Here is a 15,039-nt window from a genome sequence, read left to right as displayed (position 1 = left end):
ACCGCACCGACGCCCAGAACCTCACCACCGCCGCACCCTGGACCTCACCCTGGCTACCCCAGAGTTACGGGAAACAGTTCCTGCCAGGGGCTTAGCTGAATCGGTGGAGTGACGACAATCCAATGGTGAAGACAACCCGGGCCGCGCGGGGATCGTTCGTCCACCGGGAACGAAAGACTGCCTGCCGAGCCACCGCGTCACCTCCTCTTTGGTCAATCGCTTCCGCCGGACAGCTCGGCGTGATGTCGCTCCGCGCCGTCCGGCGGTCAGATCAGGCCGGCTCGGATCGCGAAGGCGACGGCCTGGACGCGGTTGTGCAGCGAGAAGCGCTGCATGACACACCACAAGATGTACTTGGCCGTACGCTCCGAGATGTTCATGACCGCCCCGATCTGCCTGGTGCCCAGGCCTTCGGCAAGATGGCGGAGCAGGATGAGCTCGCGTTCTGACAGCTCCGGGCCGGCGCTGTCGGCATGGGCGGCGTCATCCAGCCGGCCGAGCTGCTCGGTGAGCGCGGCTACGCTCGCCGGCGCCGGCCGAGCGGCCGTGCGGCGGGCCCGGCGAACGGCGGCCAGCAAACGCTCGGGCGATGCCTCCGAGGGGTGCAGAACCTCGGCCACCCCGGCATTCACCGAGCCTTGGATATCGGCGTCACCCCGGCTCTGGACGATCGCCACCGTCGCCGACCCCTGTGATCGGTGCACCCGCTGCAACTGCCGCAACATGCCGCCCGCCAGCCGAGGCGACTCGGCGACGATCACCTCGATGTCACCGTCGGGGGAGAACGGCTGAAGAATGAGTTCGTGCGATGCCCGCAGCGAGCTGACGACTCCGGCTTCCCGCAACGGTTCCGACGCGATGACCGCCACCCGGATGACGTCGAGGCCGTGAACGTGGTTCTCGGCCGGGGCGGCCCCTGTAGTACGCATGTTGAAGCCTCTCGGCGACTGGCCGCGACCGTTGCGGAAGGGTTGTTTCACCGTAGGAATCAGGGATGGCAGTGGTAGTCACCTCGGTTGGGGGAACAGGCGGTCCCCCGAACCGGGGACTCGCGAGGCTGGAGCGTCCGCGGCGTGACATCGGGGCGTGACCGGCCGCAGCGTTGCGGCCGGCCACGCCCCGCCGCTACAGCGGGGCGGTACGCCCAGATGTCAGCCGTCGGCCCGGTCGGGGCCGTTGTCGAAGCTGGCGTGGTACGACGCGACGAGGTCGGACTGGCCATGGCCCTTCTCGGCCGCGCGCCGGAAGCGCTCAGCAGTGGCCGCGGCGACGTCGAGGCGGACACCGTGGCTCTCGCCGGCCTCCACGATCAGGTTGGCGACCTGCTCGGCCGTTGTCACCTGGACGTTGGGGGCGTGAACCGGCCGGCCAGGATCGCACCGGACATGACGCGCAGATATCCCATGTCGAGCGGGCCACACCAGCTTGGAGTCCACACATCGACCACCTGAAAGGCGGTCATGGTTACCGTCACGCGGATCGCGATCGTCGGCACCGGTCGGCGCGTGATTTTCATCGCGTCCGACTCGGCGTGGGCTGGGCTACCCCTCCGAAAGGCCGGAGGCTACCGCCTCGATCACGGTGACCGTGGAGCCGGTGGGCAGTACGCGGCTGAGCGTCAACCCGGCCGCCGAGAACAGCGCCTCGAACTCGGCCACCGTACGTTCGGCGCCGAGGAACACGCTGGCCAGCACGACGTCGAGCATCTTGGCCGGGTCCGGTCCGTCGCCGGACGGAATGATCTCTTCCAGGACGACGACGCGGGCGCCGGCCGCACCGGCGTCGGCGCAGTTGCGCAGGATCGCGATGGCCTGTTCGTCATCCCAGTCGTGGAGGATGTGCGACAGCAGGTAGAAGTCACCACCGCCGGGCACCTTCTGGAAGAAGTCACCCGCGGCCGTCGTCCAGCGCGTGCCGAGGCCGGGATCGGGTGCCTGCTCGATCACCGCGGGCAGGTCGAATAGGGTTCCGGTGAGGCCGGGGTGGGCCTCCAGCACGGTGCGCAGCTGCGTTCCGATGCCGCCGCCGCAGTCGACCACGTGACCGCCGCCGGGGAAGTCATAGGTCCGGGCCGCCGCCTGCGGCGAGTCACCGAGGTAGGCGGTCATCATGCGGCCGAACGAGGCGAACTCCTCCGGGTGTGACCCGTAGTACGCGAAGAGATCGCCGGAGCCGGTCAGATCGACGCCGGAACGTCCGGTGCGGAGCGTGTCGACGATCTGGCCGAGGGACGCGTGGAACACCGGGCTGCCCTGGGTCAGGACCAGGTCGCGGGCGAACGTCGGGTGCCCGTCGCACAGATGCCGGCCGGAGTCGGTCAGTTCGTACGTGTCCGGCTGGGTCGTCCGGAAGAGACCGGTCGATGCCGCCGTTCGCAGGACCTGTCGCAGCGGCCGTTCCTGGGCGCCCGCCTTTTCCGCGATCTCGGGCAGCGTCAGCGGGCCGTCGGCCAGCAGGTCGGGGACGCGGAGGGCGGTCAACGCGTACACCGCGCGAGACACCGCCGGGTACAGCGCGGCGGTCATGATTGATTCGGGAATGGTGGCCATGTCGGTCAGACTCCAGCCGCGCGGTTGCGGCTGGTACGCACGACCAGACGGAGAGTGGTGCCGGCCGAGATCTCGTTGTTCATGGATCCCGACGCTAGAGCGGTGGGCGGACGTCAGGGACGTATTACCGATACGGGTCAGGCGATGAGGCTCAGGCCCTTCAGCGTGTGCAGCAGCCTGGCCAGGCGGACGTCCGTGTCGGTGCCCGGCCGGGGCTGCAGCAGCATCAGCCGCTGTGTGGTCGACTGACTCAGCATCACGGAGCACTCCAGCTCGAGTAGCCCGACCCGCTCGTCATTGATGCGCTTGACGTTGCAGTGCAGAGCCGCCACCGTGTGGTCGTCCCACCAGGCCGCGAAGTCCGTGCTTGCGGACCGTAGCTCATCAACCATCATCACAGCTCGCGGATCTTTTCCTCGCCGGGCGACCACCGCCCGAAGGTCTGCGACGAAGGCCTGGCCGGTCTGCTCGTGCTGCTCGGGCGGTTCCTGCCAGTGCCGGTACTCCGCGCAGGTGAACCACTGCCAGATCAGATTCGTCGACCGCTTCCTCGGCCCGGTCAGGTCGCCGAAGATCGCGATGTTCATCCGGTTCTGGACCAGCGCGTCACCGAGCTCGTGGACGATGGCCGCGGGAACGTGTGGTGACAACGCGTCGAGGGCGGCCACCAGCTGAGGGTCGGGTTCGATGCCGAACTCGGGCTCGAACGGCGTGGAATAGCCGGCCAGGCGGAACAGGTGGTCGCGTTCGTCGGCGTTGAGCTCGAGTGCCTGCGCGATGCTGCCGAGCATGGACGCCGACGGATGCGGCCCGCGACCCTGTTCGAGACGCTCGTAGTAGACGAGCGACATGTTCGCCCGCTCCGCGACCTCGTTCCGGCGCAATCCAGGCGTACGACGCAGGGTCACGCTCTTGATACCGACCGACGCGGGCGGCAGGGACTCGCGTCTACGGCGAAGGAAATCTCCGAGCTCAGTCGTCGCTTCGGGCATATGTCAACAATAGTCGTACCGGCGACGGCGATCGGCACCACCATTGATCCGACGGGCATTCTCCGAGTGCGCGCCTGGATAGGATCAGGTCCCTCAGCCGTGGGCCACGGGCTCCGCCTTGAGCCATCCATCCGATCCTGTCCTCGCCGAAGGTGCCGAGCCCGTGGTCAAGCCGTAGCTGGCTGCGACCGGCGCCACCCCGCGTGTTGTCCTGCGATACGAGGACCTGATCCCCCCGCCGTAGAGGTAAACGAGGAGGTGGGCATAGCGCCGGGGTCACTAGGCTTCCGCACATGGATCAACGTGATCAACAGAGCGACATCGTCCGGCAAATTCAGCTGCTCGAGGCCAAGCTGGTGGCCGCGACGCGCGCTCATGAGGTCGTCACACTTGCTGAGCAGGCGTCTACTTCGAAGTCGGCCGTTCCGCAGGTGATGGAGACTTTCTCACTTACCGAAGAACAGGCAGTAGTAGTCCTGGACTCACAGTTCCGTGCTGTCACCTCGACGGCTCGCGAACAAATCGAGGAAGAGATCCGAACTCTGAAAGCCTCCGTCGAGTCAAAGGGGAATTGAACGCGCGTGCTGTGCCGGCCTACGGCCCGGGATGGATGATCTAGGCTCTGCGGTGCGGCGGGCTGGTGGACGTCGCTCCAGGTGAATGATGTCGGGTGAGGGAGTGGATGGTTTAGATGGCTCGTCAGACAATCACGGTGTTGACCGACGATCTCGATGGCGGGGACGCCGACCGGACGGTCGAGTTCGGGTTCGACGGGGTGACCTACACGATTGATCTGTCGGAAAAGAATGCCGGCAAGCTGCGCAAGGCGCTCGAGCCGTACCTCGCGGTCGCTGCCAAGGCCGGCCGTGTCGCGGGACGGCGTGGTGCAGCCGGAGTGTCGCGGGCGAGCAACCGGGACGACAACCAGGCGATCCGGGAGTGGGCCACCAAGAATGGTTGGGCTGTCTCGGAGCGCGGCCGCATCCCGAGTTCCGTCGTCGAGGCATACAACAACCGCTGACCATCGGAAGACATCCCGCGGTCCGTATTGAGTGGCGGGATGTCTCCGTGACGCGTGGGGCGACGACCCGGCAGGTGAGACGCACGACGGGTCGGGTCCTGGCGCGGCGCCGGGCGGCCGTTCCGCCATGCCACGACGTGACACGAGGCCCTTTGAGCAGTGGCGCAGGCCTTCGAGATCCTGAGCAGTGCGACTCGCCGACCATTGTGGCGGGCGTAGGAACAGCCGATCACAGCGACGGTTACGCTGGGTCAACAGCAACCCGAGGAGGTGGCCTGTAGATGATCAATGTGCAGGAGTTCGCCCGGCGGCTCAGCACCCTCGGAGCCGAGGCGTTCACCAGCGACGATGTCGTGGACCTGGCGACCGCCGCCGATATTCGTATCAGCGCTGACCTGGAGATTGACGCCGATCTGGCGCAGCGCCTGCTTGACCGCATCTCGCCCGCGCTTCCCGTCACCGGAGCGCAGATCGCGGCGTCGCAGTGGCCGCCACCGATGTCCTCCCGGTCTACAGCGCCTCCGATGACGTTCTCCAGTCCCGGTGCCGTCGATGGCCCGACTGATCAGCCGACTCGACCCCGCAGTTCTAGGCCTGCGCATAGCGGCCGGCGACCCGGCTCTCGACGACCTGGCAGGTGAATCGGCTGGCTTACCCCTCCCGAATGCCGCGGCGCCCGCACGAACCGCTATGTGGCGATCGCCAACATCGCTGATCTGCACCTGAGCGTCGGCGAGGTGGCCGAGAGCTTGGACGGCGGCCGTGCCTTCCGCCCGGAATCGGCGTCGAGGCCCTCGCCTACGGCGTACATCTTGAGGTCTGGGAGGTCGTCTTCGGCGTCGTCTGGCTCGGCGTCTGCCTGGCGATGCTGATCGGCAGCCTCGCCGTGGCGGGCATCCTGATCGCTCCGAACGCCCGGAAACTCTGGGCGGAGTTGAGGGCCTTGGGCAGGCTCACAGGAAGGTTCAAGTCCGAGGGTCGCGATCCTGACCGGTGACTACCGGCAAAATGCCGCAACAGCGCTTCGGGGTATTGCCCGCGTGGTAGGGGCTGACGCGGACCTGCCATTGACGGGCCGGTTCATCGTGCACGGCGACCGCTGCGCAGTGTGCGGTCGCCAGCAACGCCATCTCCTCGATCCGGCCGGCGGGGAGGATGGCCCTCAGCCGTCCAGTGCCGACGGCCCGCAGCCTTGCCCGCCCCTCGGCCACAACGGTGACCAATGTCTGCCCGCCGTCCGTGAATCGGTAGATCCGAATGGTGTCGATAGTTGGTGAGACTCTCTCCTGACGCCCGTTCGCGGTATTCCACAGGCGGGTAGCGCGCTCGTCACCCCGGTCAGCCAGTTGGCGGCCGTCCCGTGAGAAGTTTACGCTCTTCGGCCTCCAGACAGGCCACGGCCCCGGTGCTTCCGTTCAACGGATTGCGCTCGGTCATCGACAGGGGTTCGGAGGCGCCCTGATCGCGGCAGATCGGTCGCCGGAGCCGCGGAGGTTCTCGCTGGATAGGGGGGTCAAATCCTGTGGATCGTGATGAGGTCTTCGAGGCCTGCGAGATCGTCGGCGTTGCGGGTGTAAATAGCGGCGTCGTGAGCGTGCGCGGTTGCGGCGATGAGCAGATCCATGACTCTTGCTCGTGGCTGGCGGCCGGTCTCGACGACGCGTGCGGCTAGCCGTGCGTAGCTGTCGGCGATGGCTTCGTCGATGGGGAGCGGGTCGAATCGGCGTTGAATGGCGCTGAGTCGTGCCAGGCGCAGCGCTCTCGCCTCGGCGGTTTTCGCGATCAGAACTCCGAACTGGAGTTCGGCGAGACTCGCGGCGCTGATGGCGAGTTCGCCGCGGATCGGGGTTATGTCGGTGGCGATGAGGATGCTGGTGTCGAGGATGCCTCGACTCACCGTTCGGCCCACGGGTCGGCGACGGTGTCGTCGAGGAGGTCCCGGTCGTCGGCCCATCGAGGGTCGGTGGGTTGATCGAAGACTCCGGCGAGGTCGTCCCACTCGCGCCAGGTGCGAGGACTCACCGGGCCGAGCACCGCGGCCGGCCGGCCGGCAACGGTGATCGTCACTCGTTCACCCGCTTGCGCCCGGCGCACCAGGTCGCTGGCGTTCTGCCGCATTTCCCGCAGTCCAACTTCATGCACAGACCGAGCGTAGCACATGTGCTACCGGCCCTCGAGGAGTGCATTGCCGGATCGAGACCGATCGATCGGGCCGCCGTCGAGCCGCTTCGATGTCAGTCGCCCTCGACCGGGCGGATCTCGGCGAGATCAGGTGCCCGATCATCGGCAGATCAGTACGTGATCATGCGGTCTCGGCGAGCAGCCGGGGAACCGCTGGGCAGGGGTGCCGCGGTCGCCGTGTCCAGCGCCCTGTTGTGGTTATGAACGGCCGCTCGCGGGGGTGTCGCCGTCGAAGCCGGCCTGGCGGATCGCGAACACCTGGCGTGTACCCGGGCTCTCGGTCATGGTGTAGAGGCAGTCCGGTACGCCGCCGGGGTCGTCTCCGGAGGACCAGTAGGACAGGCTTTCGGCTCCGCCGGTTCCGGGGTACGCGACCGGCTCGGCTCCTGCGGTGCGGTGCCAGTAGCGCAGCCGGGGGCTCGGCCCGCTGCTGCTGAACCAGAACCGGTCGTTGCGGGTCGTAGCGCCCTGCACGTGGGTGAACGGAAGATGGTAGGCGTCAACGGCGGGCGCCGGGGACGGCAGATGACTCACCGGGTCGAGGTCGAAGCGCCACAGGGCGATCGCGGGCTGCTCGACGTAGGCCGAGACGACCATGCGGTCCGGCTCCGACGCCCGGTCCAGCGCCAGCGAGGAGAACCGTACGCTCGTACCCGTGCTGATGATCGTGCCTACCTCGACCAGCACGTACCGGTAGCCGGCGGCGTAGAAGCGCCCGTCGGACTGCCGGCCGAAGCCCTCGTCCCGCAGGCTCGAGGTCTTGACCTCATGCAGGTGGTGCCAGTCGAACACCCGGATCGTGCTGGTGCTGGCCACGTAGAGCAGGTTTCCGTACCACAGGGCGCCGCCGGCGTGGCACGGTACGTGCTGGATGTTCCCCTTGCCGTCCGGTTGGACCAGCAGCACGTGCCGGTACCGGTCGCGGCCCGCTCCGTGGCCGCCGGCGGGAGCGAGGCTGATTCGCGATTGGACCGCCGCGTGGTCGTTGCGGGTCTTTCGCCGGTACCAGCTCAGGGCCACGGCCTCGGCGCCGTCGTATTCCCGGGTGCCGGCGGCGTCGGCCGTGGTGGTGATGCCCTGCGGATACCAGAGGAAGTTCCGGTCGTCGGCCTGGTCCTCGCTGTTCCAGCCGAATCCGTGCGCCGCGGACGGCGACAGGCCGTCCGGGGCGGGCCTCCGGGCCGCGGAGAGCGGCTCCATGGTCCGGTTGGCGTCGGCGAGGATCTCGGCGATCGTCCGGTGACTTGCGTCGCCGCCCAAGGCCTCACGGACGGAGGCCGCGTCCGGGTTCGCCTGATACGCGATCCGGTAGTCCGGGGCCTGCACCGGGGTGGGAGAGCTGGTCATCGTCGTCCTCCGGTCGTGCCGAGTCGGTCAGTTCCCGCCGAAGGCCGACGTTGCAACGTCGGCAGCTCGACGGGCCGGATGCAAAGCACAGCGGATATGCCTATCGCCAGCAGCAGACGAGCATTCGTCCACAACGGACCGCCGAGAGCGGTGACCGGCAGGATCATGCAAATGATCACCAGAACGATCCAAGCTACTCTTGCCCGGTGGCCGCGCACGGGTAGAAGGATCCCGAGAACGAGCCAGAACTGATGGTGGGTCCAGGAGACCGGTGACAGCACGATGCTCGCCGCGCCGGCGATGATGGCCGCCGTCAGCCAGTCGCCCGCCCGGGCCGCGCGTGCGGCTCGCCGGAGGGCCGCGGCGGCTATCGCGCCGCCTAGCGCCAAGGCCAGCAGGAAGCGCGGCTCGGCCGGCAGGTGCAAGCGGAGAAGCATGCCGTTCAGGGACTGATTGCCGGCCGAGGTGATGTGGCCCAGCCGGCCGACGTCGAAGATCTGCGACGTCCAGAAGCGTCGGCTGTCGGCAGGCCGGGCGACTGCACCGAGGGCCGTGCCGACGGCGAAGGTGGCCGCGGCGGTGACGGCGGCCCGGCGGCGGCCGGCCAGGAACAGCAGTGCGACGAAGATGAGTGGAGTCAGCTTGACGGCGGCGGCGAGTCCGGTCAGCACTCCGCCCCACCTCGTCCGCCGTAGAACCAGCAGATCGATGAGAACCAGCACGGCCAGAAACACGCTGACCTGACCGAAGCGCACGTTGGAGCTGAACGGCGCGGACAACGCCAGGGCCAGCGCCACCCAGCCGGCCAGACCGGAGGTCAGGCGGTTCGGTGTGAGGCGAGGTCCGCACGGCTCGTCGTCGGGGGCGGCATCTCCGGAGTGTCCAACATAGGCCCGGACCGCGAGGAAGGCCATGACGGTCACCGCGGCCACGGTGACCAGGGTCCACAGCGTCTGCAGCAGGGGGACAGGGACTTCGGCGAGGGGCCGGAGCAGCAGGGCGGCCAACGGCGGGTAGGTGAAGGGCGCGTCACCGCGGGCGAAGTCGTACAGGCTTGGAGCCGTCACCGCACCCACGTACACGTGCAGGTCGGAAAGGCGATCGTCGACCGGGCGGGACAGCGACGCCCCAGCGGTCGCCGCAGCCGCGGCGGCCGCGGCGACCCACGCCAGTCGCTTGACACCCGCTGCCCGGGCGAGACTGATCGCGGTTGTCGAGGGCACGCCGGAAGGCTATTCAGGGACGCGGGCCGGGAGCGTTCCGTTGAGCCGAACGGTAAGAGGGTGGTGCCCGAAAGGTCATGAGAGCCGGGTCGCCGCCGGCGATGTGATCCAACGGTCACCACGAGAAGTGCGCCTGCACAGAGTTGGTTGCCGGTGACAAGGCGGTCCGACACGCTCGTAGGAGTCATCGGGGAATCACTGTTCCCCAAGGAGGTAAGTCATGACCAACAACGTTCCGGCGCCCAATCCGACGACCTCTGGGGCCGTCCTGTCCTTGGCCATCAAGGCCGTTCTGGTGGCGTTGGCCTCCCTCGGTTGGGTACCTGTTTCGGACGGTGCCATCGCCGAGGTGACGCTGGCGGTCGGCGCCGTCGCCGACGCGCTGGTCTACTTCGGCATCATCAGGCCGAGGGTCGGCGAACTGCAGCGCGCAGCGGCCGCATCGCCGGCCGAGGTCAACCAGACGGTGTGACAGGGCTGCCGCCCGTACCGGGTCGGCGACAAGCCCCGCGCCGACCTGTGGAAGTGGATGCATCGGGCAGACCGCCCGCCGACGCGCTGCTCAGGCATCGGCAGATGAGGTGGCGGTCTGCCCCGAGGTTGATGCCTGTTCGGTCAATCGGCCGTGCCTCGGCTCCCCTCGCAGGGAGGCTTGGGCCGGAGGACGTTCGCGAGGAAGGAGCGAGATGAAACTATCCTCGTTGGCGGCGGGATTGCTGGGGTGCCTCATCGCGTCGATGAGTGGATGCGCTGGGCAGCGCGGTGACGACGACAGCAGTCCGGCCCCGGCGGCTTCCCGTCACCCGAGCGCGACCGGGCAGAGCAGCGCTACGGTGTGCCATGACGAAGACGTCTCCGCGGTGTTCCGGACAGCGAGCAAGCTGGACACCGGCGCGGAGGTTTACGCGGAACTCGTCGTAACCAACGTCTCTGGTCGGCCTTGTCTGGTCGGTGGATATTCCGCCTTCTTCCTGATTGAGCGATCAACGAGATTCGCTTGGAAGAAGGGACGGTCGGCCGGCGAAGCGTCGGTACCCTCGATCATCGAGCTGGCACCGGGTGAACGCGCGGCCACGACGTTCGTCTGGACTCAGTGCCGCGCCGGGGAGCATGGTTGTGCCGTCGGCGACGCTGTCGCCATCACCTTCGATCTGTCCCACCAAGCCCCCCGACCGACGTTGCCGGTCGCGCTCGAAGGGTTCCCGCCGAGGCCAGAAATCTCGATGAAAGATACGGCGCAGTTCCCTTATGAAAGGCGATGAGGCCAGAATCCAGGACGTGGGCCGGTAACAGCACCTCCAACGCGGCCGGCGGCTCGTGCGCGCGAGCACCCATGCCGCCCGGTGGCACCGCGGCCGGCCACGTGCGGACGGTCAGGACGTCGGAGAAGGTGGTGCCCGAGTCGCTGACCCGGACGGTTGTAGGTGGTGCCCGGGGGTGATCCCCGTGCGGAACTCGTACCACCATCCCGACCGCGAGTGGAGAGCCGTGGAGAAGGCTTCCCGCGGTCAGCGCAGGCGCCAGACCAGCATTCCCGCGATGTCCCCGAAACACCGTTGGCGGTAGATCACACCCGTGTGGAAGAGGTGGCCGTCCCAGACCGGATCGGCGATGCCGGGCTGAGGCTGTTCGGCGATGTAGTAGCAGCCGTCGGTGCGGTCCTGTGCGCCCCATCCGTCCTGCCAGCACGGAACCCGCACGCCACTGGACGAGCACCCGGGAGGAGCGGCGTCAGCGTGGTGTGAGTTCCCAGCCGCGGGCGTCGCGGCCAGCGCGACGGCGACGGCCGCCAGGGCAAGTGGGGCAGCAAATGGTCGTCTCGACATCGAGGGAACTCCGAAACCTTCGTCGGCGGTACGTCCGCCACCATCCGTTGGCCGAGGACCGCGAACGCGTTCACCGTGAACAGCGGCAGGTCGCCGTGCTGGTACACGTCCTGGTCGGCGAGCTGCTTCAACATCGTCGCGGCGGCCGCCGCGTCCTCCGGCGACAGACCAAGACCCGCTTCGATGGCCCGGGCCGACCGTGCGATGTCGAGGATGGCGTCGCCGCCGTGCACCGGAACCAGCTCGATGTCGGAGGACGGGATGTCCCAGAAGCCACGCAGGCGCCCGAAGTCCTTGAGCAGCCGCCTGGTGTATTCGCCGTCGGCGCCGAAGAACCGCGCGGCCCGCGGCTCCGGGAAGAACGCCGCGTCCAGGTCGGCCACGTCGTACTCCAGGATGGTCTGGGCGCCGAGCAGCTGTTCCGTGGTCCACCCGGCGGTCTGCGCGCTGATCCAGTTGTAGAACGGGGTGTCCTGGCTGCATTCGTAGTCGTCCGGGTCGATGACGCTCAGCGCGGTCGGATCGGCGTCCAGACCGGCCGAGGCGCGTCGCGCCTGATGGTCGTCCGGCAGCAGCTTCCGCAGTTGCTGGACGAGTTCGCCGGTGCTGCTCCTGGCGGTTGGTTGCTCGGTCGCCAGGACCGGCGAGACCGCCAGGCCGGTCGATGCCGCCGCGGTGGCAACGACGACCGGAAGGATCCACCTTCTCCGCACGTCCGTCTCCCTACGCTCGGGGTGTGGGCCGGTTGGCCTCACCGACCCTGACGCGGATGCGGGCCCGCTTCTCATGTGTTGTCCCGGAAAGGCAGCCGGGTAGGCCCGTGCGGACGAATCGGAGGCTCTCTGAACGGGGCTCAGGATGCCATCGGCGCGGCCGGGATCCGTGCGCTCGTGATGTGCTCGAGCAAGGCCGTGGCCACGTCGTCGGGTTGGGTCAACATGCCTCGTGGGAGCCGCGCACCATGATCGGCTCTACGCCGAGGCGAGCCGCCAGCTCGGCGCCGGGAGCCGCCAGGGCGATCGATGCACTTTCCATGAATTCGGCGACGGAGGGCGACCCGGGTGGGGAAAAGTCGGCTCTCGCGTCTCACGCGGTAGCGACGAAGGGGTATGGCGATGTCACATGGTGTTTCGCTTGGTCCCGGTCGCGATCGGCAGGGGAGATCGGCGCCGTCCCGGACAGGTGTGAAGGTCAGATCCATTCCTGTCCGGAGGTGACATGACCGAGGACGCCTTCCGCGACTTCTTCGCGGCATACTTTCAGCACGTCTGGTACTTCGCGGTACGGCGTACCCGAGCACCCGCCGACGCCGACGACGTCACGTCCGAAACGTTCGCGGTGGCCTGGCGCCGCCGTGCCGACATCCCCCGCGACGGCGGGGACCGCCTGTGGCTCTTCGGCGTCGCACGCAACGTGCTGGCCAATTCTCGGCGCCGCGCCGATCGGCAGGACCGTCTGCGTGATCGGATGGCCGCGATGAACGAACCCACACCGCCGATGGAGTACGAGACCGAGGATCCGGCCGTCTGGCAGGCGCTCGCCGCACTGACCGAGGAACACCGCGACCTGCTGCTCATGCGCTTCTGGAACGGCCTGGAGGTGGCCGACATCGCGACCGTGCTCGGCATCCGGGCATCGCTCGTGTCGTCGCGACTACACAAGGCCAAGGAGAGGTTCCGAGGTGAGTTACGGCGGCGAGATCGCGGCGCGGCCGGAGAGGTGATCGACGATTCCCCCACGGAGATGAGCACTCGGCCATGAGCGATGACGAGCTGGACCGCTTGGCCCGGCAGGACGTAGCCCTTCGGTTCGCGCCGCCGGCGCCGGGATCGGACCGCTACCAGAGTCTCCTGGAGCGAGCCATGACCACGACTGCAACCGCACCCCGGCCGGTCGAAGCCCGGCCCTCACGACGTCGCCGCCGCTGGATCGGCTGGACCACCGCCGCGGTCGCCGCCGCCGCCTCGGTGATCGCGGTCGGCGCGGCCGTGGTCCGAGGACCGGCCGAGCCGGCCCACGCGGAGCCCCCCGCCACCACGATGCGGCTGGCCGCGCAGGCCCTCACCGAAGTGAAGTCGTTACGCCTCCGTGAGGTACCGGATGACGGCGGCCCCTGGTGTGAGACGGAGGTCGGCGGCGGGGACATCCACTACTCCTGCTTTTCCCCCGGTGAGACCGAGCCCGGATTCGAGTACACGAGGATCGGCGACGACGTATACCTGACCGACGAGCGCGGCAAGATCACCAAGGACAGTTACCGGAAGCCTCGCGATCCCAAGATGGAATACGAGATCTCTGACTACGCGCCGTTCACCCGGTCGGCCGGCGACGTGATCGCGGCGGCGGCCGCCGACTCTTCGCTAACCGAGCTCACCGGGCTCACCGAGCTCGGCGAGCAGGAGGTGACCGGAGTGAACACCCGCCATTTCCGGATCTCGGTAGCGGAACGGACGAAGGACTCCGACCCGATCGCGGCGATCGCACAGCTGCCGTCGGCGGAGCTGGCCTGGTTCGGGCTGGACGGGATCGACGAGGCGCAGGGCGTCGCCGTCGAGTTCTGGGTCTCCGGCGACCACCTGATCCGGCGGGTGGCCGTCTCGAACAAGCCGTCCATCGAGTTCTACGACTTCAACGCGCCGATCACCATCCGTGCGCCGAGCCCGAACTAGGCCAGTGGTGCAACGGTTCGCGCCGGAGGACCGCAGCGAGGTCATCGTCGCCGAGCTGCCCCGGTTGGTCGCTGAGCCGATGCGCCCGTTGGGGCGGGCGCATCGGCTGGTGACCGTTCCTGAGTGGAGCGGGAGGTCTATCAGCGGATGTCGTCGCGGCCGGCCGCCTTACGTGTCGTCAGGTGCGAGGGCCCACACCGAGTGATGCTCACCCGTCCCGGCCGGCTCGCGAAGGCTCTGGGTGAGGCCGCCTGGAACTCGGTCCACCAGTCCCTCGGACCGGATTCGCTGCGTCTTCGGTCAGCGGACGCCCCGATATCACGCCGTTGGTTCTTGGATGGCCGGGTGAGCAACATCGACAATGCGATGACCGCGTTCCGCACCGGGCAGAGCGAGCTGGCCGAGCGATGGAGCCTGGCCGAGCTGGATCGCGCCCGAGCGGACGGCGATCTGCCCGCCGAGTTCGACGCCCTGTGCATGCTCGCCCGGGTCGCGCTGCGGAAGCGGTGCCTGACCGACGCGTGGCGGCTCGCCGACAAGGCCCGCACCGTGGCGGCCCACTTGCCGGATCGACGGCACGATCGCGTGCCATCGCACATCGAGGCGGTCGCGGCCCGAATGTCCGGCAACCTGACGTACGCGCGACGGCTCTATCGCGAGGGCATCGAGCTCAGCCTGGCCGCCGGCGACGCGCGCACGGTCATCGCCGAACGGAACAACCTGGGGTACGTCGAATTGCACGCCGGCGACATCGATGCCGCCCGCGAACTGTTCACCCAGGCCAGAGTGGAGGCACTGCAGGTCGGGAACGGCCACATGCTGCCCGACATCGCCCTGGCGGCGGCGGTGCTCAGTGCATCCGACGGTCACCCGGAACGAGCTGCTCACTTGCTGGGAGCGGCCGAGGCCGGATATGCCGCCCTCGGCATGATCCCGGACCCCGACGACGAGGACGAACGGTCGGATCTGCTCATCTCGCTCGACCGCACGATGACCCCCGACGACTTGGCTCTGGCCCGGATCGCGGGGTCCGTGGCCGGCATTCGCCGGTTACTGACCGACTGGGCCTGACCGGCGGCACCCGCCACCGGGGGACTCGCCCCGCGGCCGTCCGGGCAGGTCAGCACCACCGTCAGCGGCGGCGTCTTCGCTCCCGGCGGCGAGGGCGTGGCCGGCACCGACATCGTGGTGCCGCCGGACAGCGCCGGGCTGATCGTGCAGACCGAGGGCG

The 15,039-nt window shown here is 68.3% G+C and carries 18 protein-coding genes; 8 read left to right on the top strand and 10 right to left on the bottom strand.

Features of this window, described 5'->3' with window-relative positions; translation table 11 throughout:
* Positions 1-266: 266 nt before the first annotated feature.
* From AB0M54_RS30130 to AB0M54_RS30110, 5 genes are all read right to left on the bottom strand, one after another.
* Positions 267-929 (bottom strand): LuxR C-terminal-related transcriptional regulator, encoded by a 663-nt coding sequence (locus AB0M54_RS30130; RefSeq protein WP_364475008.1) that lies wholly within the window; start codon positions 927-929, stop codon positions 267-269.
* 222 nt (positions 930-1,151) lie between these two features.
* A complete protein-coding gene (locus AB0M54_RS30125) occupies positions 1,152-1,340 on the bottom strand; it encodes a hypothetical protein (RefSeq protein ID WP_364475006.1) in 189 nt (62 codons plus the stop codon).
* Complete coding sequence (locus AB0M54_RS30120) at positions 1,337-1,516, bottom strand: hypothetical protein (RefSeq protein ID WP_364475004.1); 180 nt, start codon at positions 1,514-1,516, stop codon at positions 1,337-1,339. The genes AB0M54_RS30125 and AB0M54_RS30120 overlap by 4 nt, the downstream gene beginning before the upstream one ends.
* A gap of 25 nt (positions 1,517-1,541) precedes the next feature.
* Entirely contained in the window at positions 1,542-2,525 is a 984-nt protein-coding gene (locus tag AB0M54_RS30115) for a methyltransferase (RefSeq protein WP_364475002.1), read from the bottom strand.
* 161 nt (positions 2,526-2,686) lie between these two features.
* Positions 2,687-3,541, bottom strand: coding sequence for a helix-turn-helix transcriptional regulator (locus AB0M54_RS30110; protein WP_364475000.1), 855 nt, complete (start codon positions 3,539-3,541; stop codon positions 2,687-2,689).
* Positions 3,542-3,834: 293 nt separating this feature from the next.
* On the opposite strand from AB0M54_RS30110, the gene AB0M54_RS30105 reads away from it, so the two are divergent.
* From AB0M54_RS30105 to AB0M54_RS30095, 3 genes are all read left to right on the top strand, one after another.
* Positions 3,835-4,116, top strand: a complete 282-nt coding sequence (locus AB0M54_RS30105) for a hypothetical protein (protein WP_364323960.1) — start codon at positions 3,835-3,837, stop codon at positions 4,114-4,116.
* 116 nt (positions 4,117-4,232) lie between these two features.
* On the top strand, positions 4,233-4,562 hold the full coding sequence (locus tag AB0M54_RS30100) for an Lsr2 family protein (RefSeq protein WP_364474998.1): 330 nt from the start codon (positions 4,233-4,235) through the stop codon (positions 4,560-4,562).
* A 281-nt stretch (positions 4,563-4,843) separates the two neighbouring features.
* Entirely contained in the window at positions 4,844-5,203 is a 360-nt protein-coding gene (locus AB0M54_RS30095) for a hypothetical protein (protein ID WP_364474996.1), read from the top strand.
* Between the two features lie 872 nt (positions 5,204-6,075).
* On the opposite strand, the gene AB0M54_RS30090 is transcribed toward AB0M54_RS30095, so the two are convergent.
* From AB0M54_RS30090 to AB0M54_RS30075, 4 genes are all read right to left on the bottom strand, one after another.
* Positions 6,076-6,459: a PIN domain-containing protein gene (locus AB0M54_RS30090; protein ID WP_364474994.1), complete on the bottom strand. Its 384-nt coding sequence runs from the start codon at positions 6,457-6,459 to the stop codon at positions 6,076-6,078.
* Entirely contained in the window at positions 6,456-6,704 is a 249-nt protein-coding gene (locus tag AB0M54_RS30085) for a type II toxin-antitoxin system prevent-host-death family antitoxin (RefSeq protein WP_364474992.1), read from the bottom strand. Before AB0M54_RS30085 ends, AB0M54_RS30090 begins: the two co-directional genes overlap by 4 nt.
* Positions 6,705-6,941: 237 nt before the next feature.
* Positions 6,942-8,090, bottom strand: coding sequence for a hypothetical protein (locus tag AB0M54_RS30080; RefSeq protein ID WP_364474990.1), 1,149 nt, complete (start codon positions 8,088-8,090; stop codon positions 6,942-6,944).
* Positions 8,087-9,157 (bottom strand): glycosyltransferase 87 family protein, encoded by a 1,071-nt coding sequence (locus AB0M54_RS30075; protein WP_364475025.1) that lies wholly within the window; start codon positions 9,155-9,157, stop codon positions 8,087-8,089. The genes AB0M54_RS30080 and AB0M54_RS30075 overlap by 4 nt, the downstream gene beginning before the upstream one ends.
* Before the next feature lie 376 nt (positions 9,158-9,533).
* On the opposite strand from AB0M54_RS30075, the gene AB0M54_RS30070 reads away from it, so the two are divergent.
* Together AB0M54_RS30070 and AB0M54_RS30065 are read left to right on the top strand one after the other, a co-directional pair.
* Positions 9,534-9,785, top strand: a complete 252-nt coding sequence (locus AB0M54_RS30070) for a hypothetical protein (RefSeq protein ID WP_364323976.1) — start codon at positions 9,534-9,536, stop codon at positions 9,783-9,785.
* Positions 9,786-9,999: 214 nt separating this feature from the next.
* Positions 10,000-10,575, top strand: coding sequence for a DUF4232 domain-containing protein (locus AB0M54_RS30065; RefSeq protein WP_364323978.1), 576 nt, complete (start codon positions 10,000-10,002; stop codon positions 10,573-10,575).
* Positions 10,576-10,880: 305 nt separating this feature from the next.
* On the opposite strand, the gene AB0M54_RS30060 is transcribed toward AB0M54_RS30065, so the two are convergent.
* Positions 10,881-11,852: a hypothetical protein gene (locus tag AB0M54_RS30060; RefSeq protein ID WP_364474988.1), complete on the bottom strand. Its 972-nt coding sequence runs from the start codon at positions 11,850-11,852 to the stop codon at positions 10,881-10,883.
* A gap of 505 nt (positions 11,853-12,357) precedes the next feature.
* Between AB0M54_RS30060 and AB0M54_RS30055 the strand changes: the two genes are divergently transcribed.
* The 3 genes from AB0M54_RS30055 to AB0M54_RS30045 all read left to right on the top strand — a co-directional run bounded on the left by AB0M54_RS30055 (position 12,358) and on the right by AB0M54_RS30045 (position 14,879).
* Positions 12,358-12,900, top strand: a complete 543-nt coding sequence (locus AB0M54_RS30055) for a sigma-70 family RNA polymerase sigma factor (protein ID WP_364474986.1) — start codon at positions 12,358-12,360, stop codon at positions 12,898-12,900.
* Between the two features lie 101 nt (positions 12,901-13,001).
* A complete protein-coding gene (locus AB0M54_RS30050) occupies positions 13,002-13,808 on the top strand; it encodes a hypothetical protein (protein WP_364474984.1) in 807 nt (268 codons plus the stop codon).
* A 345-nt stretch (positions 13,809-14,153) separates the two neighbouring features.
* Positions 14,154-14,879 carry a tetratricopeptide repeat protein gene (locus tag AB0M54_RS30045; protein ID WP_364323988.1) on the top strand — a complete coding sequence of 242 codons (726 nt, stop codon included), beginning with the start codon at positions 14,154-14,156 and terminating at the stop codon, positions 14,877-14,879.
* The last annotated feature ends 160 nt before the right edge of the window (positions 14,880-15,039 follow it).

Source organism: Actinoplanes sp. NPDC051470 (assembly GCF_040682035.1).
GTDB lineage: Bacteria > Actinomycetota > Actinomycetes > Mycobacteriales > Micromonosporaceae > Actinoplanes.
This window is presented reverse-complemented; position numbering and strand designations above follow the sequence as displayed.